19 protein-coding genes and 2 pseudogenes are annotated in these 17,676 nt (G+C 72.7%); 9 read left to right on the top strand and 12 right to left on the bottom strand.

Going from position 1 to position 17,676, the window contains the following annotated elements:
* The first annotated feature begins 13 nt into the window (after window positions 1–13).
* Window positions 14–415 (top strand): spore-associated protein A, encoded by a 402-nt coding sequence (locus tag AB0I72_RS04065; protein WP_358562713.1) that lies wholly within the window; start codon window positions 14–16, stop codon window positions 413–415.
* A 59-nt stretch (window positions 416–474) separates the two neighbouring features.
* Here AB0I72_RS04065 and AB0I72_RS04060 read toward each other — a convergent pair whose 3' ends face one another.
* From AB0I72_RS04060 to AB0I72_RS04045, 4 genes are all read right to left on the bottom strand, one after another.
* Window positions 475–1,266 carry an ABC transporter permease gene (locus AB0I72_RS04060; RefSeq protein WP_358562711.1) on the bottom strand — a complete coding sequence of 264 codons (792 nt, stop codon included), beginning with the start codon at window positions 1,264–1,266 and terminating at the stop codon, window positions 475–477.
* Window positions 1,263–2,228, bottom strand: coding sequence for an ATP-binding cassette domain-containing protein (locus AB0I72_RS04055; protein ID WP_358562709.1), 966 nt, complete (start codon window positions 2,226–2,228; stop codon window positions 1,263–1,265). The genes AB0I72_RS04060 and AB0I72_RS04055 overlap by 4 nt, the downstream gene beginning before the upstream one ends.
* Window positions 2,229–2,251: 23 nt before the next feature.
* Window positions 2,252–3,049: a DUF4097 family beta strand repeat-containing protein gene (locus tag AB0I72_RS04050; RefSeq protein ID WP_358562707.1), complete on the bottom strand. Its 798-nt coding sequence runs from the start codon at window positions 3,047–3,049 to the stop codon at window positions 2,252–2,254.
* A gap of 74 nt (window positions 3,050–3,123) precedes the next feature.
* A complete protein-coding gene (locus AB0I72_RS04045) occupies window positions 3,124–3,669 on the bottom strand; it encodes a histidine kinase (protein ID WP_358562706.1) in 546 nt (181 codons plus the stop codon).
* A gap of 260 nt (window positions 3,670–3,929) precedes the next feature.
* Between AB0I72_RS04045 and AB0I72_RS04040 the strand changes: the two genes are divergently transcribed.
* Together AB0I72_RS04040 and AB0I72_RS04035 are read left to right on the top strand one after the other, a co-directional pair.
* Complete coding sequence (locus AB0I72_RS04040) at window positions 3,930–4,553, top strand: DUF6230 family protein (RefSeq protein WP_358562704.1); 624 nt, start codon at window positions 3,930–3,932, stop codon at window positions 4,551–4,553.
* Between the two features lie 2 nt (window positions 4,554–4,555).
* Window positions 4,556–5,092, top strand: coding sequence for a DUF6114 domain-containing protein (locus AB0I72_RS04035; RefSeq protein ID WP_358562702.1), 537 nt, complete (start codon window positions 4,556–4,558; stop codon window positions 5,090–5,092).
* On the opposite strand, the gene AB0I72_RS04030 is transcribed toward AB0I72_RS04035, so the two are convergent.
* A complete protein-coding gene (locus AB0I72_RS04030) occupies window positions 4,995–6,191 on the bottom strand; it encodes a dipeptidyl aminopeptidase (protein WP_358562700.1) in 1,197 nt (398 codons plus the stop codon). The two genes, AB0I72_RS04035 and AB0I72_RS04030, sit on opposite strands and share 98 nt — an antisense overlap.
* A gap of 248 nt (window positions 6,192–6,439) precedes the next feature.
* Here AB0I72_RS04030 and AB0I72_RS04025 point away from each other — a divergent pair, with 248 nt between their 5' ends.
* From AB0I72_RS04025 to AB0I72_RS04000, 6 genes and pseudogenes are all read left to right on the top strand, one after another.
* Entirely contained in the window at window positions 6,440–8,392 is a 1,953-nt protein-coding gene (locus AB0I72_RS04025) for a methylmalonyl-CoA mutase subunit beta (RefSeq protein ID WP_358562698.1), read from the top strand.
* Window positions 8,389–10,617, top strand: a complete 2,229-nt coding sequence (gene scpA / locus AB0I72_RS04020) for a methylmalonyl-CoA mutase (protein WP_358562696.1) — start codon at window positions 8,389–8,391, stop codon at window positions 10,615–10,617. Before AB0I72_RS04025 ends, scpA begins: the two co-directional genes overlap by 4 nt.
* Window positions 10,618–10,619: 2 nt before the next feature.
* Window positions 10,620–11,675 carry a methylmalonyl Co-A mutase-associated GTPase MeaB gene (meaB, locus tag AB0I72_RS04015; RefSeq protein ID WP_358562694.1) on the top strand — a complete coding sequence of 352 codons (1,056 nt, stop codon included), beginning with the start codon at window positions 10,620–10,622 and terminating at the stop codon, window positions 11,673–11,675.
* A 350-nt stretch (window positions 11,676–12,025) separates the two neighbouring features.
* On the top strand, window positions 12,026–12,397 hold the full coding sequence (locus AB0I72_RS04010; protein ID WP_358562692.1) for an STAS domain-containing protein: 372 nt from the start codon (window positions 12,026–12,028) through the stop codon (window positions 12,395–12,397).
* A 38-nt stretch (window positions 12,398–12,435) separates the two neighbouring features.
* Window positions 12,436–13,065, top strand: a pseudogene (locus AB0I72_RS04005) (class I SAM-dependent methyltransferase); the annotation flags it as partial.
* A 94-nt stretch (window positions 13,066–13,159) separates the two neighbouring features.
* Complete coding sequence (locus tag AB0I72_RS04000) at window positions 13,160–13,444, top strand: antibiotic biosynthesis monooxygenase family protein (protein WP_358562690.1); 285 nt, start codon at window positions 13,160–13,162, stop codon at window positions 13,442–13,444.
* Between the two features lie 82 nt (window positions 13,445–13,526).
* Here the strand turns inward: AB0I72_RS04000 and AB0I72_RS03995 are convergent, their stop codons facing one another.
* The 7 genes and pseudogenes from AB0I72_RS03995 to AB0I72_RS03965 form a co-directional block, all read right to left on the bottom strand.
* Window positions 13,527–14,375: a serine protease gene (locus AB0I72_RS03995; RefSeq protein WP_358562688.1), complete on the bottom strand. Its 849-nt coding sequence runs from the start codon at window positions 14,373–14,375 to the stop codon at window positions 13,527–13,529.
* A gap of 177 nt (window positions 14,376–14,552) precedes the next feature.
* Complete coding sequence (locus tag AB0I72_RS03990; protein ID WP_358562686.1) at window positions 14,553–15,365, bottom strand: potassium channel family protein; 813 nt, start codon at window positions 15,363–15,365, stop codon at window positions 14,553–14,555.
* Window positions 15,366–15,428: 63 nt separating this feature from the next.
* Window positions 15,429–15,959 (bottom strand): hypothetical protein, encoded by a 531-nt coding sequence (locus AB0I72_RS03985; protein ID WP_358562684.1) that lies wholly within the window; start codon window positions 15,957–15,959, stop codon window positions 15,429–15,431.
* 14 nt (window positions 15,960–15,973) lie between these two features.
* Window positions 15,974–16,390 carry a hypothetical protein gene (locus tag AB0I72_RS03980; protein ID WP_358562682.1) on the bottom strand — a complete coding sequence of 139 codons (417 nt, stop codon included), beginning with the start codon at window positions 16,388–16,390 and terminating at the stop codon, window positions 15,974–15,976.
* Between the two features lie 132 nt (window positions 16,391–16,522).
* Window positions 16,523–16,681: pseudogene (locus AB0I72_RS03975) on the bottom strand (VapC toxin family PIN domain ribonuclease); the annotation flags it as partial.
* Between the two features lie 33 nt (window positions 16,682–16,714).
* A complete protein-coding gene (locus AB0I72_RS03970; protein WP_358562680.1) occupies window positions 16,715–17,212 on the bottom strand; it encodes an ATP-binding protein in 498 nt (165 codons plus the stop codon).
* Entirely contained in the window at window positions 17,212–17,649 is a 438-nt protein-coding gene (locus AB0I72_RS03965; RefSeq protein ID WP_358562679.1) for a hypothetical protein, read from the bottom strand. Before AB0I72_RS03965 ends, AB0I72_RS03970 begins: the two co-directional genes overlap by 1 nt.
* Between the last annotated feature and the right edge of the window lie 27 nt (window positions 17,650–17,676).

Below are 17,676 nucleotides of genomic sequence, written 5' to 3'. Positions count from 1 at the left end.
GGACAGGAGAGCAATGCACAGGACCCTCATGCGCGGGGCCGCCGCCGGGCTGGCCCTCGCCGCGACCGCGGCGGTCGCCGCCCCGGCCCCCGCCTCCGCCGCGAGCTACGGCGGCCGGTGCGGGAGCGGATACGGCGTGGTGAACCAGGCGGCCGTCCCGGGCGGCACCGTCTTCCTCACCTACAACGACGCGAACGGCCAGAACTGCGTGGTCACCGTCCGGGACCGGACGGGCAGCGCGATCTCCATGGACGCCGCGCTCAAGACCAGCGACGGCACGTCCTGGCAGACCGACGCGGGGCAGTGGCAGACCTACGCCGGGCCGGTCTACGTGTCCGCCGCCGGGCAGTGCGTCGACTGGGGCGGTGCGATCCAGAACGAATGGGTCGTCCGGACCGGTACGAACTGCAGCTAGGGCGTGTGCCGCGGACACATACCCCGCTCGCGACGGGCGGCATCCACGGCACACACACCCTAGACCGACGGGTCGCGCTCGTAGAGCTTCCTGGCCCAGAGGTAGGAGACCAGGGCGATGCCGACGCACCAGGCGACCGCCGCGACCCCGCTGTCGCCGATCCCGGTCCCCGTCAGCAGCCCGCGCAGGGTGTCGATGACGGGCGTGAACGGCTGGAACTCGGCGAACCAGCGCAGGCCGGTCGGCAGCGTCTCGGTCGGCACGAAGCCGCTGCCCAGGAAGGGCAGGAACACCAGGGGCATGGGCAGGTTGCTGGCCGACTCGACGGTCTTGGCGACCAGGCCCAGCGCCACCGACAGCCAGGTGAGGGCGAACGAGACCAGCGCCAGCAGGCCGGCGGTCGCCAGCCACTCCGCCGGGCCCGCGCTGGGCCGGAACCCGATGAGCAGGGCGACCGCGACGACCAGGCCCGCGCACAGCATCGCCTGGATCAGGCTCCCGACGACGTGCCCGGTCAGGACCGAGACCCGGGCGATGTCCATGGTGCGGAACCGGGCGACGACGCCCTCGGTCATGTCCATGGCCACCGAGATGGCCGTCCCCTGGGCCGCGCTCGTCACCGCGATCAGCACGATGCCGGGCGCGATGTAGTCGAGGTAGTCGGCGCGGCTGGCGGCGGCGCCGTCCGTTCCGGGGCCCATGGCGCCCCCGAAGACGTACACGAACAGCAGGAGGAAGAAGATCGGCATCCCGGCCAGGAGCAGCGTCATGGACGGGTAGCGCAGCATGTGACGGAGCTGGCGGGCCACCATCGTGGCCGAGTCGCCGACGGCGTGGGCAAGGGTGGTCATCGGTTCGCCTTCCGTGCGTGGTCGTCCGTGCTCCGGTGGCCCGTGAGCGCGAGAAAGACGTCGTCGAGGGCCGGGGTGTGCACCGACAGCTCCTCGGGGGTGATCGACGCGGTGTCGAGGCGGTCCAGGAGTTCGCGCAGCGAGGCGATCCCGTCCCCGCCGGGCACGTCGAGCACCAGCGCGTCGGGGTCGGCCTCGCCGCCCAGGGCCCGGGCCGCCGACTCCAGCGCGTGGGCCTCGGTGAAGCGCAGGCGGACGTGGCCGCCGGGGACGCGCCGCTTGAGTTCGGCGGCGGTGCCCTCGGCCACGATCGTGCCGTGGTCCAGGACCGCGATCCGGTCGGCGAGCTGGTCGGCCTCCTCCAGGTACTGCGTGGTGAGGAAGACGGTGACGCCTCCGGCCACGAGTTCGCGGATGATCTGCCACATGTCCCGGCGGCTGCGCGGGTCCAGGCCGGTGGTCGGCTCGTCCAGGAAGATCAGCCGCGGCTCGCCCACCAGGGTCATCGCCAGGTCGAGCCGACGGCGCATGCCCCCGGAGTAGGTGGAGGCGGGCTTGGCCGCCGCGTCGACCAGGTCGAACCGCTCCAGCAGCTCGGCGGTGCGGCGGCGGGCGCGGGCCCGGCCCAGGCGGTGCAGCTTCGCCATGAGCATCAGGTTCTCCCGGCCGGTGAGCAGGCCGTCCACCGCCGAGTACTGCCCGGTGACGCCGATCGCGGCGCGCACCGCGTCGGGTTCCGTCGCCAGGTCGTGCCCGAGGACCCGGGCCCGGCCGCCGTCGGCGCCGATCAGGGTGGAGAGGATCTTGACGACGGTGGTCTTGCCGGCGCCGTTGGGGCCGAGGAGCGAGAAGATCGTTCCGGCGGGGATGTCCAGGTCGACGCCGTCCAACACGGTGTGGTCGCCGTAGGACTTGCGCAGTCCGGTGACCGTGACGGCCGCGCGGGGGGTGGGCTGGGTCATGTCTGCCTCTCTGTGTTCTGTGGTCAGGACCGGTGGATCAGGACGTCGCCGTGGACGCTGCGGGCACGGATCTCGACGGTCTCGTCGGCGGGGGCGGGGCCCTCGGCGGCCTCCAGGGAGCTGCGCACGACGCCCTTCTTGGACACCGCGTCCAACCAGGCGGCGGTGCCCTCGCGGACGCCGATCTCCAGTGCGCCGAAGGAGGTCTGCACATCGACGCCGCCGCGGACCACCTGGCCGAGCCGGATGCTGCCGTGGGTGGTGCGCGCGGTGACGGAGGTCTGGGCCCGGTCGACGGTGATGTCGCCGTGCGCGGAGTTCGCCCGCAGCTCCCCGGTCACCGTGCCGAGGGTGAGGGCTCCGCCGGTGGACTTGACGACGGCGGAGCCGCCGATCTCCCCCGCCCGGATCCAGCCGTACCCCGTGGTGAGCTCGGCGTCGCCGGTGACGCGGTCCACGGCGATGTTGCCGTGGGAGAGCGCGATCTCGGACGCGCCCAGGCGTCCCTCGCAGCGGAGGTCGCCGAAGCCGCCCGTGGCCTGGACACGCGAGCCCGCGGGCAGTTCGACGGTGACGTCGACCATGCCCTTGCGCCCGATCACGCGGCCCAGGCCCGTGGGCTGGGGGTCCCGCACCTCGAGGCGGCCGCCGGCGTAGGCGACCTCGACCTGTGCGGCGGCCCGCACGTCGCTGTCCTTGTCGGTGTCGCGCGGGCGGACCTCGACGGTGGTCTCCGCGCGGTCTCCGGCGGTGATCTGGACGGTTCCGGTCACCAGGGTGAGGGCCGCGGTGATCGGTTCGGGGGTGTCGAAAGTTGGCATGGCTGTCTCCCTGACATGGCGTTGGTGGGCGTCTCCGCTGGTGGGAGACGTGGTGGTGGGGTGGGCGGGTCCGGTCAGCGGATCCAGCCGGTGTAGCCGCGGCCGATCTGGCGTGCCCGGCCGCCGGTCCGGCGCCCGCCGTCGTCGAGCGCCGCTCCCACGGCGCGCACGAGCCAGGCGTTGACCGACAGCCCCTCGGCGCGGGCGGCCTCCTCGACGCGCGGCTTGAGGCGGTCGGGCAGGCGGAGGGTGATCCGCGACGTTCCGCCGTCCTCGGCCTCGGCCGGGAGCTGCCCCGCGGACGTCCGACGGTCCTCCCCGGTGTCGCCCTGGTGGGGTTGCGGCAGCGGGAGGCTCTCCTCGTCGACGTCCTCGAAGTCGGGTGACGTCACGATGAAGTCAGTCTGGCGTCCGCGCAGCCGAACCTCGACCGAGCCGGGGGCGAGATCCCGGGTGATCTCGTCCGCGGCGGCGGACAGGGCGTCCAGGAGGGTCAACCGCGCAGCGGCTTCGAGCGCCGCGCTGAGGCGCTCGGCGGTGGCCCGGGTCTCCTCGTCCCCGGCTTCGGCGGCCACCAGGAGTTGGCGGCGGAGTTCGTCGACGTACGGCATCAGATCCATGATGTCATCATGACGCCATGGATGACGTCATGTCAAGCACCGCCGAGGGGAGTGGCGCCGCCGATCCCTCGCGCGCGGACATCCGGTCACCGATTCCGGACGGTTGTGCGACTCGCCGTAATGGGATGATTGCCCGGAGTGGTGGGTGCGACTAGCGTCGGGCAGGTGCGTGCGACGAGGCACGTCAGGCGCGTCGGCGCCGGAGCCGGCCTCCACGTCGCCTCCGCGCCGCGGACACGGCCGGTGGGAGGTGTGGACAGATGCCGAATCCGCCCGAAGGGGCACCTGAGGCGATTCCGCGCGGCCGCACCCGATGGCGCAGGTTCGCCCTCCTCGCCCTCCCCGGCTTCGCGGCGGCCGGACTGCTCGGCGTGATGACCGCTCAGGGGCTGATCGCCGCGGCCTTCGCCGTGTCCGGGGACCGGATCAAGGTCTCCGCCGACGTCCTCGACGCGCAGGGGTTCACCCAGTTCGGCTCCTTCGACCACACCATCGACGGCACCAGCATCCCGGTCGCCGTCACCACCATGCAGCGGGCCGAACTGGTCAACCTGTGCCAGTCGACGCTGCTCGACACGCCGCTCGGCCCGGTCGTGGTCCGCGTCACCGCCGGTCACCACGAGCCGGTCGTGGGCCACTCGGTGGTGTTCGACGTCGAGGAGTTCACCGCCGACGTCGAGTTCACCGACGTGGAGATCGGCCGGGACGCCAGCACCCTGGACAAGGCCGCGGGCGGACAGGGGCCGCCCGGCGGCTTCGGCCAGCAGGCCGACACCCTGCGCCTCATCGACCTCCGGGCGCGCGTCCTGGCGATCACGGCCGCGGACCTGCGGCTGCCCGATACCCGTTTCACCGTCGGCTTCGACGAGCCGGAGTGCTTCTGACCATGCTCCGCCCGATCGCCGCCTCGCGGGCCGCCGCACGAGGGTTCCGCCACTGGCGCTGGAGCCGTCCCTTCTGGGGCGGCCTGCTCCTCGTCGTCGCGGGGGCCGAGGTCCTGGCCGTGCCCACCGCGCGGTCCCTGGTGCTCCCGCCGGACCTGCTCGTCGTCGCGGGGCTCGCCGGTTCCTCGCACTACCTCATCGGCGCCCTGCTGGTCGTCAACGGGTTGATGAGCTGGGCACAACCCGCGCACCACGCCTTTCACGGCGTGGTCGGGGTCCTCCTCGCCCTGGCCGCGTTCACGGCCTCGAACTTCGGCGGCTTCGTCCTCGGAACGCTGGTCGGCGTCACCGGAGGGGCGATGGTCTTCGCCTGGTCGGCGTCCCCGGGCCGTGGCGGCGCCGACGCGCCGACCGGTCGGGCGGGCGGCCGGTTCGCGTGGCTCAGGCCAACCGCTCGTCGAGCCAGTCGAGGACCCGCTGCTCGAACACGGCGCGGCCCATCGGCTCGCAGTGCAGGTCGGCGCCCTCGTCGGCGGTGAACCGCACGAGCTCCCGGGGCCCGCGCAGCGCGTCGTACAGCTGCTGGGACTGCCCGGGCCAGAAGCCCTCGCCCTCGGGATCGGTGATCAGCAGCGGCGTGGTGACGCGGTCCACGACGGGGGAGAGCGTGTACCGGGCGAGCTCCGTGAACAGGTCGAACGGGGCGAAGTGGCCGTACGGCTTGGCCCGCCACCGCCAGGTCGCGCGGGCGACCGGGTCGTCGTCGCCCTCCAGGACGTACCGGTCGAAGGCGTCCCGCTCACCCGCCTCCCACAGGTCGCGCATCTCCCGGGGGAAGTGCCGCCACCACGAGGCCGACACGTCCATCACGCCCGGGTCCGCGACGGCGGCGGCGATCCGGTGCTCGAACGCCAGCGCCCGGGGCACCCAGTATCCGGCCTGGCTGATGCCGAGCAGGGCGATCCGCTCCGGGTCGACGTCGGGGCGGCCGTGCAGGAAGTCGACGATGGGCGTGACGACGTTCTCCCAGTCGTGGCGGAACGGCACCCCGCGCAGGAACAGCATCGACTGCTGCCCCGGTCCGTCGAACAGCAGCACGCGGTACCCGCGCGCCACGGCGCCCGCGCCCGCGAGCGACCACACGTCGGTGAGCGCGCCGTCGCTGCCGTTGTTGACGATGAGCGTCGGCAGCGGGCCGGAGCGGCCGGGCGGGCCGAACAGGAACCCCGGCAGCGCGTCGCCCTCGTAGGGGATGTCGACGCGCTCGGCGGGCGGCTCCACGGCGGCGGCGAAGCGGTCGAAGCAGTCCCGGTGCTCGCGGAAGACCGGGACGAGCCGCTCCGGATCCTCCGTGGCGTCGACGCTGACCAGCGCGGTGGCGAAGTACCGGGCGGCGCGGAGAAGGCCCTCCCCGGCGCTGACCCGGTGCCCCCGGCCGGCGGAGAGCTCGGCCCGCGCGCGCACCCGGCGGGCCAGATCGGTCCACGCGGTGAACCACGCCTCGGCGTCACCGCCCGGGGTGATCCGCTCGGCCGTCGCCAGGATCTCACCGACGTCCGCCGCGCGGTGGTAGACCGCCCCCAGCGCGAGCCGCGTCTCGTAGTCGAACTGGTCGTCGTCGAAGAACCGAAGTCCCATCCGCCCACCCGTGGTCGGTACCGGCGCCACCGGCCTGGTCGCCGGGCGTTCCCCCTGGTCAGGCTAGTCCGGGCCGCGTGCCGACCACGGCACGGCACGCCGCCCGGAGCCAGCGGCCACCGGGGCTCGTGCGACCCGTGTCCTACAGTGGGTGGCGCGGGGTCGGGATCGCCTGGGATACGGCTCATGTGCGCCGCACCACACCCCGACGCCGCCGGACCGAACGCGATTCTCTACCATCTCGGAGTATGGACGTCCCTGAGAGAGGGGCTGGCGATCCCAGCACCCCCAACCTGGCCGAAGGGTTCCCGGAAGCCACCCGCGACCGGTGGCGCGAACTCGTCGCCGGGGTGCTGCGCAAGAGCGGCGTCGCGGAGGAACGGCTCGCCGACGCCCCCGAGGCGGTACTCGCCACCCGCACCTACGACGGCTTCGACATCGACCCGCTCTACACCGGCGACCCCGCCGCGGCCGACCCGGGCTTCCCCGGGCAGCCGCCGTTCACCCGGGGCTACCGGCCCGAGGGGGCGGCCACGGGCGGGTGGGACATCCGCGCCCGCCACACCGACACCGACCCGGACACCCTCCGGCGGCGTCTGCACACCGACCTGATGAACGGCGTCGCCTCCCTGTGGATCAGCGTCGGCGGGAACGCGCTGCCCACCGGCTCCCTCTGCGCGGCCCTCACCGACGTCTACCTCGACCTGGCGCCCGTCGTCCTGGACCCCGGTCCCGACTACGCCGACGCCTCCCGCGCCCTGCTGCGGGCCCACGGCGACGCCGGGGTGCCGGACGGCCGGATCATCGCCCACCTGGGCATCGACCCGCTGACCACCGCCGCCCGCGCGGGCGAGCGTCCCGACCTGACCGACCCCGTCCGCCTCGCCGTCGAACTCGCCGCCGACCGCCCCGGCCTCGGCCTGCTCGTCGCCGACGGCACGCTCGTGCACGAGGCGGGCGGCTCCGAGGCCCAGGAGCTCGGCGCCGCGATCGCCGCGGGCACCGCCTACCTGCGCGCCCTGCACGAGGCCGGACTGGACCTGGCCGACGCCGCGCGCCGGATCGAGTTCCGCCTGGCCGCCAACGCCGACCAGTTCTCGGTCATCGCCAAGCTCAGGGCCGTGCGCGCGATGTGGAACCAGGTCCTGGCCGCCTGCGGACTCGGTCCCGACCAGCGCGCCATGCGCCTGCACGCGACCACCTCGGAGGCGATGACCACCCGCCGCGACCCGCACGTGAACATGCTGCGCACCACCGTGGCGTGCTTCGCCGCCGGGGTCGGCGGCGCCGACGCGGTCACCGTCGCCCCCTTCGACTCGGCCGTGGGCCTGCCCGACGACTTCGCGCGCCGGATCGCCCGCAACACCCAGTCGCTGCTCATCGAGGAGTCCCACCTCGCCCAGGTCATCGATCCGGCGGGCGGCTCCTTCCACGTCGAGGCCCTCACCCGCGACCTCTACCGCGCCGCCTGGTCCTTCTTCCAGGAGTTGGAGGGCGCGGGCGGCGCCGCCGAGGCCCTGGCCGGAGGACTGCTGCGCGAGCGCGTCGACGAGGTGTGGGAGCGCCGCCGGACCGACATCGCGCACCGCCGCGCGCCCCTCACCGGCGTCAGCGAGTTCCCCAACCTCGACGAGGCCCCGCTGGTCAGACCCCCCGACCTCGCCCGGACCCGTGCCCCCGGCGGCTTCCCCGTCCGCCGCCACGCCCAGGACTTCGAGGACCTGCGCGACCGCGGTGACGCCCAGACCGGCGACACCGGCCGCCGGCCCGCGGCCTTCCTGGCCACACTCGGCCCGGTCGCCGCGCACACCGCCCGCGCCTCCTTCACCGCCAACCTGCTGGCGGCGGGCGGGATCGCGGTCGAACAGCCCGGCCCGCTCGACGACGCCCACGACGCCGCGCACGCCTTCGCCGCCTCCGGCTGCCGGGTCGCCGTCATCTGCTCCTCGGACAAGGTCTACGCCGAGCACGCCGAGACCACCGCCCGCGCGCTCAGGGCGGCGGGCGCCCGCCGCGTCCTCCTCGCCGGACCACCGCGCGACTCCTACCGGGAGGCCGGGGTGGACGTGTTCGCCCACCAGGGCTGTGACGCGGTCGCGCTGCTCACCGACCTGATGGACGTCCTGCTCACCGACCCCCCGGCCCGACCGGACGCCTCCGACGCGCCCCGGTCCGCCGACTCCCGGGAGGAGATCGCATGATTCCCGACTTCTCCACCGTGGCCCCCGAGCCGCCCGAGTTCACCGGCGACGGCGCCGCCGCCTGGCGCGAGGCCGTCCAGGAGCGCAGCGGCAAGGCCGTCGACGCCCTGGAGTGGGAGACCCCCGAGGGCATCTCCGTCAAGCCGCTGTACACCCCCGCCGACCGCGCGGGCCTCGACTTCGTGCACGGCCTTCCGGGCATCCCCCCGTACCTGCGCGGGCCGTACCCGACCATGTACGTCAACCAGCCCTGGACCATCCGCCAGTACGCGGGCTTCTCCACCGCCGAGGCGTCCAACGCGTTCTACCGGCGCAACCTGGCGGCGGGGCAGAAGGGCCTGTCCGTCGCCTTCGACCTGGCCACCCACCGCGGCTACGACTCCGACCACCCGCGCGTGGCCGGCGACGTCGGCATGGCCGGGGTGGCGATCGACTCCATCTACGACATGCGCCAGCTCTTCGACGGCATCCCGTTGGACCGCATGAGCGTGTCGATGACCATGAACGGCGCGGTGCTGCCCGTCCTGGCGCTGTACATCGTCGCCGCCGAGGAGCAGGGGGTGACCCCGGAGCAGCTGTCGGGGACCATCCAGAACGACATCCTCAAGGAGTTCATGGTCCGCAACACCTACATCTATCCGCCCCAGCCGTCGATGCGGATCATCTCCGACATCTTCGCCTACACCTCGCAGCGGATGCCGCGGTTCAACTCCATCTCGATCTCCGGCTACCACATGCAGGAGGCCGGGGCCACGGCCGACCTCGAACTGGCCTACACGCTCGCCGACGGCGTGGAGTACATCCGCGCCGGTCAGCGCTCCGGACTGGACGTCGACCGGTTCGCGCCCCGGCTGTCGTTCTTCTGGGCGATCGGGATGAACTTCTTCATGGAGGTCGCCAAGCTCCGCGCCGCCCGCCTGCTGTGGGCGCGCCTGGTCAGGGACCTGGGCGCGGTCAAGGACAAGTCGCTGAGCCTGCGCACCCACTCCCAGACCTCGGGGTGGTCGCTGACCGCGCAGGACGTGTTCAACAACGTCGCCCGCACCTGCGTGGAGGCGATGGCCGCGACCCAGGGGCACACCCAGTCGCTGCACACCAACGCCCTCGACGAGGCGCTCGCCCTGCCCACCGACTTCTCCGCGCGCATCGCCCGTAACACCCAGCTCCTCCTGCAACAGGAGTCGGGCACCACGCGGGTGGTCGACCCGTGGGGCGGGAGCTACTACGTCGAGCGGCTCACCCAGGAGCTGGCGGCCAAGGCCTGGGGGCACATCCAGGAGGTCGAGAAGGCGGGCGGCATGGCGGCGGCGATCGACGCCGGTCTGCCCAAGATGCGCATCGAGGAGGCCGCGGCCCGGACCCAGGCGCGCATCGACTCGGGGCGCCAGCCGGTGATCGGCGTCAACAAGTACCGGCCCGACACCCACGACGAGATCGAGGTCCTCAAGGTCGACAACGCCGAGGTGCGCGCCCAGCAGCTGGAGAAGCTGCGCCGCCTGCGCGAGGAGCGCGACGAGGACGCCGTGCGCTCCGCACTGGACGCGCTCACCGAGGCCGCCGGGCGCGAGTCGGTCGCGGACGAGGCGCTCACGAACAACCTCCTGGCCGCCGCCGTGGACGCGGCCCGCGCCAAGGCCACCGTCGGGGAGATCTCCGACGCGATGGAGAAGGTGTTCAGCCGCCACTCCGGACAGATCCGTACCATCCAGGGTGTGTACAGGGACGAGGCGGCGGGCAGCGAGGACGCGGCGGGGCTCATGGAGCGCGTGAGCGCCCGCGTGGACGAGTTCACCGAGGCGGAGGGGCGGCGCCCCCGCATCCTGGTCGCCAAGATGGGCCAGGACGGGCACGACCGGGGGCAGAAGGTCATCGCGACCGCCTTCGCCGACCTGGGCTTCGACGTCGACGTCGGCCCGCTGTTCCAGACCCCCGCCGAGGTGGCGATCCAGGCCGTGGAGGCGGACGTCCACGTGGTCGGGGTGTCCTCCCTCGCGGCCGGGCACCTCACGCTGGTCCCCGCGCTGCGCGAGGAGCTGGCCAGGCTCGACCGCGAGGACATCATGATCGTCGTCGGCGGCGTGATCCCCCCGGCGGACTTCGAGCCGCTGCGGGAGGCGGGCGCGGCCGCGATCTTCCCGCCGGGGACGGTGATCGCCGAGGCCGCGATCGGGCTGCTCGACCAACTGGAGGAACGCCTGGACCACCCCGAGCGGGAAGGGGAGTGAGCGTGGCCGACGAGGGCTCGGCTCCGAGGACGCGCGGCCGGGGGCGGCCCCCGGTGGACGTGGACGCCCTCGCCGAGGGGGTGCTGGCCGGGCACCGGCCGACCCTGGCGCGGGCGATCACCCTCGTGGAGTCCCGCCGCCCCGACCACGCGCGGGCCGCCCAGGAACTGCTGGTGCGGCTGCTCCCGCACACGGGCAAGGCGCGGCGGGTCGGGATCACCGGCGTCCCCGGTGTCGGCAAGTCGACCTTCATCGACGCGCTCGGCGGTCGGCTCACCGCGTCCGGGCACCGGGTGGCGGTCCTGGCGGTCGACCCCTCCTCCACGCGCACCGGCGGCAGCATCCTCGGTGACAAGACCCGGATGGCGCACCTGTCCGTGGACCCCAACGCGTTCATCCGCCCCTCGCCGACGGCGGGCACGCTGGGCGGGGTCGCCCGGGCGACGCGCGAGACGATGCTGCTCATGGAGGCCGCGGGGCACGACGTGGTGCTCGTGGAGACGGTGGGCGTCGGCCAGTCCGAGGTCACCGTGGCCGCGATGGTCGACTGCTTCCTCTTCCTCACCCTCGCGCGCACGGGCGACCAGTTGCAGGGGATCAAGAAGGGCGTCCTGGAGCTGGTCGACGTGGTCGCGGTGAACAAGGCCGACGGGCCGCACGCCGACGACGCGCGTCGCGCCGCCCGGGAGCTGTCCCGGGCGCTGCGCCTGCTCCAGCCGGTGCACCCCGACTGGCGTCCGCCCGTGCTGACGTGCAGCGCCCTGACGGGGGACGGGCTGGACGAGGTGTGGGAGACCGTGGTCGAGCACCGCGCCGTGCTGGAACGCGGCGGCGGGCTGGCCGAGCGCCGGAGCCGCCAGCGGGTCAGCTGGATGTGGGATCAGGTGCGCGACCAGGTGATGGACACGTTCCTGCGCGACCCGGAGGTGAGCGCGCTCATCCCCGGGCTGGAGGAGGAGGTGCGGTCCGGGGAGACCACCGCGACCCTCGCGGCGCGCGGACTCCTCGACGCGTTCACGCGAACGATCACACGGAGTGATCGAACCTCGGACGAGTGAACCGAAAGTGACGATGGGTAGTGTGACGCCGACCACGTGCGACAGGTGGGCGATTTTACCGCCTCCCATGTCGTGAAATCACACGGTGTCAGCGGGCGAAAACAGGCACCTCGGAGCCGGTTCGTGCCCAGGAGACGAAAATTTCTTCCGTGATGGCATTCCCGAACGGGCCGTTCGCCTATACCGTGTGTGTCCAACGACTTACCAGACCGCGGGTGCGCCAGCTTCGTCCCCTCGGTGGTTCGGCTCTGTGGGAGTGGTGCCGGATCCCGACGGCGCGGCCCGCCATTCTGCGTATGGTTCAGCGAAGGGACCCCCGCCATCTCAACGTGGGGCCGGGAGGAGTGATCGTGCACAGGCTTGGACTGAGCACGCGGACAGACAGCCGCAGCGTCATCGTCGCGATCGAGGGTGAGCTCGACATCGCGACCGCCGCCGACCTCCAGGAGCACATCGAGTCCGCGATCGAGGCCCACGGGCCGTTCCTGATCCTGGACCTGTCCGCTCTGGACTTCATGGACTCCAGCGGACTCAACGTCATCATCAACGCCTACCGAACCGTCCGTGAGCAGGGCGGTTCCCTCGCGCTCGCCGCTCTGAACGAGCGCGTCACCAAGGTCGTCCGCCTGGTCGGCCTGCACCGCCAGGTCCCGGTCCACCAGACCGTGGCCACCGCCGTCGCCGCCATGGACGCCCTGGAGGCCAAGCGGCAGGCCGGGTAGTCTCCGGGCGCATGACCCGAGTACTGCCCCCCAGTCCCATCGATCTCTCGTGGGACCACAACAGCCACTACCACGGACACCTTCTCCGCCAGGTGCCCTCCGGCCGGAGCCGCGCCCTCGACGTGGGGTGCGGCGACGGACGGTTCGCCCGGGTGGTGGCCCAGCACGGCCTGACCGTGGACGCGGTGGACGCGTCCGCGGAGATGGTCGCGCTCGCTCGCCGGCGGACCCCGGCGCGGCTACCCGTGCGCTACCAGCACGCCCGTCTGGAGGAGGCCGAACTCGCGCCGGAGGGGTACGGCTTCGTCAGCGCGATCGCCAGCGTCCACCACATGCCGTTCGGCCCGACCCTCGAACGGTTGGCCGCCCTGCTCGAACCCGGCGGGACCCTTGCCGTCCTCGGGCTGTACCGCGAGGAGGGGTGGGAGGACCTGGCCGCCAGTCTGGTCGCGCTCGGGCCGCAGTGGGCGATCGGCCTGGGGTTGCGCGCGGCGCGGCTCGCGACGGGCACGCCCGACCTGGCGCGGATGTCCGGGCACGTGGACATGCCCGTGCGCGACCCGGAGATGAGCCCGCGGGAGATCGCGGTGGCCGCCGCCCAGCACCTGCCCGGGGCCCGGCTGCGCCGCCTGCTCATGTGGCGGTACTCGCTGGTGTACACGCGTCCGGAGCAGGGGCACGCGGCCCCGGAGCCGTGCGGATCGTCGGTCCCCGCCGCTACGGTGACCGTGACCGGCCACCCCCACCGAGAGGACGACGACCGTGTTCATCATCGCCGGAAGCATCAGCGTGGATCCCTCGGACCGGGACGCGTACCTGCGGGGCTGCTCCGCGATCGTGGAGCAGGCCCGTTCCGCGCCCGGCTGCCTGGACTTCGCGCTCTCGGCGGACCCGCTGGACCCGGCGAGGATCAACGTCTACGAGCGGTGGGAGTCCGAGGCCGACCTGGAGCGCTTCCGGGGGTCCGGTCCCTCCGAGGACCAGGAGGGGCAGATCGTGTCGGCCTCGATGGCCCGGTACGTGATCTCCTCCGTCCAGGCCCCCTGACCGCGGCCGGAGCGGGCCGGGACGCCTCGCTCCGGCCAGGCGGGCGACGCGGTCGGCTCGGGAGCCGGACCCCGGTGCCGGGTCAGACCTCCCAGAGCCGGTGGTCCCGCTTGAGGTTGTCCGCGATCCAGACGACGTAGTTGTCGAGCTTGGTGTTCACGTCCGGGTAATTCGGTTGGGCGCACCCGTACCCCCAGGAGACCACGCCGATCAGGCGCGGAGTCGCCCGCCGGGACCCGTCGGGGTTGAGGAAGGACCCCACAGGACCCCCGGCGTCACCCTGACAGGTGCCGACCCCAGGGGCGGAGGCGCAGAACATGTTGCCCGTGAGGTCGGCGCCGTAGTTGCTCGATGCCCGGCAGTCCTCCGTGTTGAGTGCGCCCATGCGCCCCACCAGTGGAATGTCCGATGCCTCGCCGCCCTGCGACGTCGTCCCCCAGCCGATCGCGTAGACCGGGGCGTTGAGCCGAAGGGCGGCGTCCTCGTCCGATGCGACTGATGTGGCCAGAGGGGCTGGGCGGACGGCGCGGTTGAACTCGACCGGATCGGCCAGCTCGATGAGCGCGATGTCGTTGTCCACCGTCTCGGAGTCGTAGCGGGGGTGCGCGGTGATCGACGCGATGTCCACCACGACCCGGTAGGGCGTTTCGCTGTTGGAGTTCAGGTCGTGGTCTCCGACGGAGACCCGTAGGTCATCCGGGCTCGCACCGTCGACGCATTGTGCGGCGGTGACCACGTTGACGGAGTTGAGCAGCGTCCCCCCGCAGAGGTGCTCCCCGTTCCTCCCTTGCACGGATACCAGGAAGGGGTGCTCGTACACGCCTACGTCCTCGCCGCCGACGACGGCGTGCGCCGGCACGGGGATCAAGGCCGTCGTCGCGGCGACCGCGCTCGCCGCGATCGCGCTGAGAATCGTCCGTTTTGTTCGCATTATGCCCTTTCAGCGTCCACGCTCTGCCCGCCGATGAACGGGCTCGGAATGCTCTTTACCCAGCGTGAACCCCGTGTGACCATGCGAGAGGCGGGGCCGGACAGAACCGGCGGACGGATTCCGGGCGTGTCGGCACGAGGAATCCCGGCGGGCGGGCCGGGGCGTCCGCCCGGAGGCTCAGTCGGCTCGGTCGGCCGGTTCCGGGTCGTGGTCGGTCACCCGTCCGTTCACCCGCTCGGCGCGGGCGCGGTCGAGTTCGGCGCGCAGTTCGACGACGACCTCCCGGAGCTCGCGCAGTTCGGCGCTGGTGAGCGCCTTCTCCGCGTCCGCCTTCTCGCCCTCGATGGACTTGACGAACCAGGAGGCCAGGACGCCGGTGATGACACCGAGCAGGGCGATCCCCACCAGGAACAGACAGATCGCGATCAGCCGCCCCATGTCCGTCACCGGGTAGTGGTCGCCGTAGCCGACCGTGGAGATCGTGACCAGCGTCCACCAGGACGCGTCCCCGATCGTGGTGATGTTGGCCCCCGGGGCGTCGCGCTCGGCGCGCAGGACCGCGAGGGAGGCCACGAACAGGATGATCACGGTGAGCACGGCCGTGTAGAGCAGGACGTTCCCGCGCGCTGACACCGACAGTTTCCGGTGCAGGATGGACACCACGCTCAGCAGCCGCACCAGGCGCAGGGGACGCAGCATCGGCAGCAGGCAGATCGCCAGGTCGAGGAGGTTCGCGCGGACGAACGCCCACCGGTCCGGGGCCAGGTACAGCCGGACCAGGTAGTCCACGGTGAAGGCGAACCACACCACCCACGCGGCGGCGGCGCAGACGTCCTGCCACTGCTCGGACAGGTCGGGGTCGAGGATCGGCCACGCGTAGGCGACCAGGAAACCCACGGCCAGGGCGAGCAGGGGCCATTCGGTGGCCTGCTGCCACTGGTTGAGGCGCTCGGGGCTGCGGGCGTCGGTGCGTGTCTGGGGGTCGTCCACGGCCATGATTCGATCAGCCTTCGGGGGAGTCGGCGTAACGTGCGGGTCGCGATGGGGTTGCGGCTACCGCTGTTCCGGTTGGGGGCCCTGGGGAGCCTGCGGGGGCTGGGGAGGCTGCTGGGGGCCTGAGGGGTACTGGGCCTGGTGTGCTTGGGGAACACCCGGGGCCTGCTGGGGGTACGGCTGTCCTGACGGGCCCGGGTACCACGGCGCGGCGTGGTGGCCTGGAGCGGGCTGGTATCCCGGGTGGCCGTGTGGCGTCGGCGCGCCCGTGTTCGGCTGAACCGTGCCGCGCGCGCTCGGCACGGCGCACAGGAGCAGGGCGACCGCGACGGCGACCAGCACGGCGTGCGCGACGTTGTAGGCGTCGAGCACCAGTGGGTCGATCAGGGGGGCGCCGTGGTCGAAGGACACGAGGAGGTGGAACCAGACCTGCCACCCGATCTCCACGAGGCCGGACAGGGTCAGCAGTCCGCCGCCCGCGAAGACCAACCCCTTGCCGCTGGGGGCCCCGAAGGCGCGGATGAGCGCGATGACGCCCGGCACGAGGAAGACCACGAGCGCGAGGAGGACGTTGAGGATGAAGAAGAACAAGGTCGGCTCCGCGACTATCGGGGCTGGCTCGGGGCGATGGGGCCAGGCCCGTACGGGCCCTGCGGCGGGTGCGGGGCACTCGGCACGGGGTGGACGGCGGGCTTGGGGGCACGGCGCGTCGCGGCGAACGCCAGGACGATGAGTCCGGCTCCGGCCAGGGCGTACGTGACGTAGAAGACGGAGTTGATCACGGTGTAGGCGGTCGGCCCGCCGAAGACGTTCCAGAGGACATCGTTGATGGGGGTGCTGGCCAGCCACATGACCAGGTCGACGAACCCGCTGACCAGGAGGAGCGCACCCGCGGTCACGGAGAGGGCCCTGCGGCCGGCCGGAGCGGTCCGACCGAGGACGATGCCGCCGATCCCCAGGAGCACGAACAGGGCCGGGCTGACCAGGAGCGGTATCGGGAGGTCGTGCACGGTCATGGTCATGGGGCTCCTCAGGGGACGGCGGAACGGGGCGGCACGTGGTCGGGGCGCGCACACGAGCGTAACGGGCATCCCTGGCCAGGGTCGAAGGTCGGACCGGATGCGGCCATGCGGCGGTGCGGGGTCGCGCTCGTCCTAGTCGAAGACCTCGATCGGGCATCGGGCCGCACCGCTGCGGGCTATGCGGGCATCGCTGGTGACCAGCGTGCCTCCCAGGGATTCGGCCAGTGCCACAGAGGTGGCGTCGTAGGCGGACAGGTTGGCGCGGAGCACCTTGACACGGGGCCACGGTGCACGGGGTGGTCCGTCCCCGGGGCCCGCCGCCGCTCAGCGGGTGAAGACGAACGGGCGCAGCCCCTCCGGGGCTGTGTCGCGCTCGACCGCGAACCTCGCCCAGACGTGGGTGCCCAGGTCGCCCCACGGGGCCAGTCGAAAGTATCCCCAGGCTGTGGACAAGTTCTCGACCAGCGCCAGCCCGCGCTGGCCCTCCGCCCACTCCCACTCGTCCTCGCTCCGCTCCACGGGGATGCGCGGGACGCCGCCCCGGCCGCCCCAGTCGCTGAGGAAGACCCGCAGCTCCCCCTCATCGGGCATGGACAGGCCCCGGATGACCTCGCCGCCAGCCTGTCCCGAGTCCGTGTACTTGACACAGTTGGCGAAGAGTTCGCTGGTCACGAGCTCCACGGTCGCCACCAGGTCCGGATCGAACCCGGTCAGGTCGGTCGCGAGGTCCGCGCGGACCTCGCTCAGCCGCTCCAGGCGACCGGGGTAGGCGCGGTGCTCCCAGAAGACGAGCGGGCGGGGTTCCTCGGTGTGCTTCGGCATCAGACCGTCACCTCCGTCCGGTCCGCGCGGCCGTCCAGGGTCATGACGGTCTCCGGGATCGGTGCGAGGAGGTCGCCCGGCGGGACCGGCCTGGGCTGGGGGACGCGCACCGGAGCGGTCGAGGGCTTCGCGGTCCAGCGGTCGAGGCGCGCGCGGGCCTCGGCCTGGCGGTGCTCCCTCTCGCGTTCGAAGGCCAGGTAGTAGCCGCGCACCAGGGCGACGTCCTCGGCCGGGATCGGGGCGGGCGGAGGGGCCAACGTCGGCGCGGGACGCGGTGCCGGGGCGACGGCCTGCTCCGGAGCGGGCGGCGGCGCGTAGCGGCGGACCCGGGTGGAGCGGCGGCGGACGGCGGCGGAGTGGCGTCCGCGCGCGGGGGAGAGGAGGGTCCGGAGGGTGTGCAGGGTTTCGCGCAGGAGGGCGCGGATAGAATAGCCCATGTCGGCAATCCTTTGGTTAAAAAGTGT

Origin of the sequence: Nocardiopsis sp. NPDC049922, from assembly GCF_040660275.1 — a bacterium.
In the GTDB taxonomy this organism is placed as follows: domain Bacteria; phylum Actinomycetota; class Actinomycetes; order Streptosporangiales; family Streptosporangiaceae; genus Nocardiopsis.
Note: the sequence above shows the minus strand (reverse complement) of the source record. Positions and strands in the feature narration are given on the sequence as shown.

Bases quoted from the DNA above. Each gene is read 5' to 3' on its own strand.
- AB0I72_RS04030 (WP_358562700.1), bottom strand. From the start codon at position 6,191: ATGGGACTTCGGTTCTTCGACGACGACCAGTTCGACTACGAGACGCGG.
- AB0I72_RS04060 (WP_358562711.1), bottom strand. From the start codon at position 1,266: ATGACCACCCTTGCCCACGCCGTCGGCGACTCGGCCACGATGGTGGCC.
- scpA (WP_358562696.1), top strand. From the start codon at position 8,389: ATGATTCCCGACTTCTCCACCGTGGCCCCCGAGCCGCCCGAGTTCACC.
- AB0I72_RS04065 (WP_358562713.1), top strand. From the start codon at position 14: ATGCACAGGACCCTCATGCGCGGGGCCGCCGCCGGGCTGGCCCTCGCC.
- AB0I72_RS04035 (WP_358562702.1), top strand. From the start codon at position 4,556: ATGCTCCGCCCGATCGCCGCCTCGCGGGCCGCCGCACGAGGGTTCCGC.
- AB0I72_RS04040 (WP_358562704.1), top strand. From the start codon at position 3,930: ATGCCGAATCCGCCCGAAGGGGCACCTGAGGCGATTCCGCGCGGCCGC.
- AB0I72_RS03970 (WP_358562680.1), bottom strand. From the start codon at position 17,212: ATGCCGAAGCACACCGAGGAACCCCGCCCGCTCGTCTTCTGGGAGCAC.
- AB0I72_RS04025 (WP_358562698.1), top strand. From the start codon at position 6,440: ATGGACGTCCCTGAGAGAGGGGCTGGCGATCCCAGCACCCCCAACCTG.
- AB0I72_RS04050 (WP_358562707.1), bottom strand. From the start codon at position 3,049: ATGCCAACTTTCGACACCCCCGAACCGATCACCGCGGCCCTCACCCTG.
- AB0I72_RS04045 (WP_358562706.1), bottom strand. From the start codon at position 3,669: ATGGATCTGATGCCGTACGTCGACGAACTCCGCCGCCAACTCCTGGTG.
- AB0I72_RS03980 (WP_358562682.1), bottom strand. From the start codon at position 16,390: ATGACCATGACCGTGCACGACCTCCCGATACCGCTCCTGGTCAGCCCG.
- AB0I72_RS03995 (WP_358562688.1), bottom strand. From the start codon at position 14,375: ATGCGAACAAAACGGACGATTCTCAGCGCGATCGCGGCGAGCGCGGTC.
- AB0I72_RS03965 (WP_358562679.1), bottom strand. From the start codon at position 17,649: ATGGGCTATTCTATCCGCGCCCTCCTGCGCGAAACCCTGCACACCCTC.
- AB0I72_RS04055 (WP_358562709.1), bottom strand. From the start codon at position 2,228: ATGACCCAGCCCACCCCCCGCGCGGCCGTCACGGTCACCGGACTGCGC.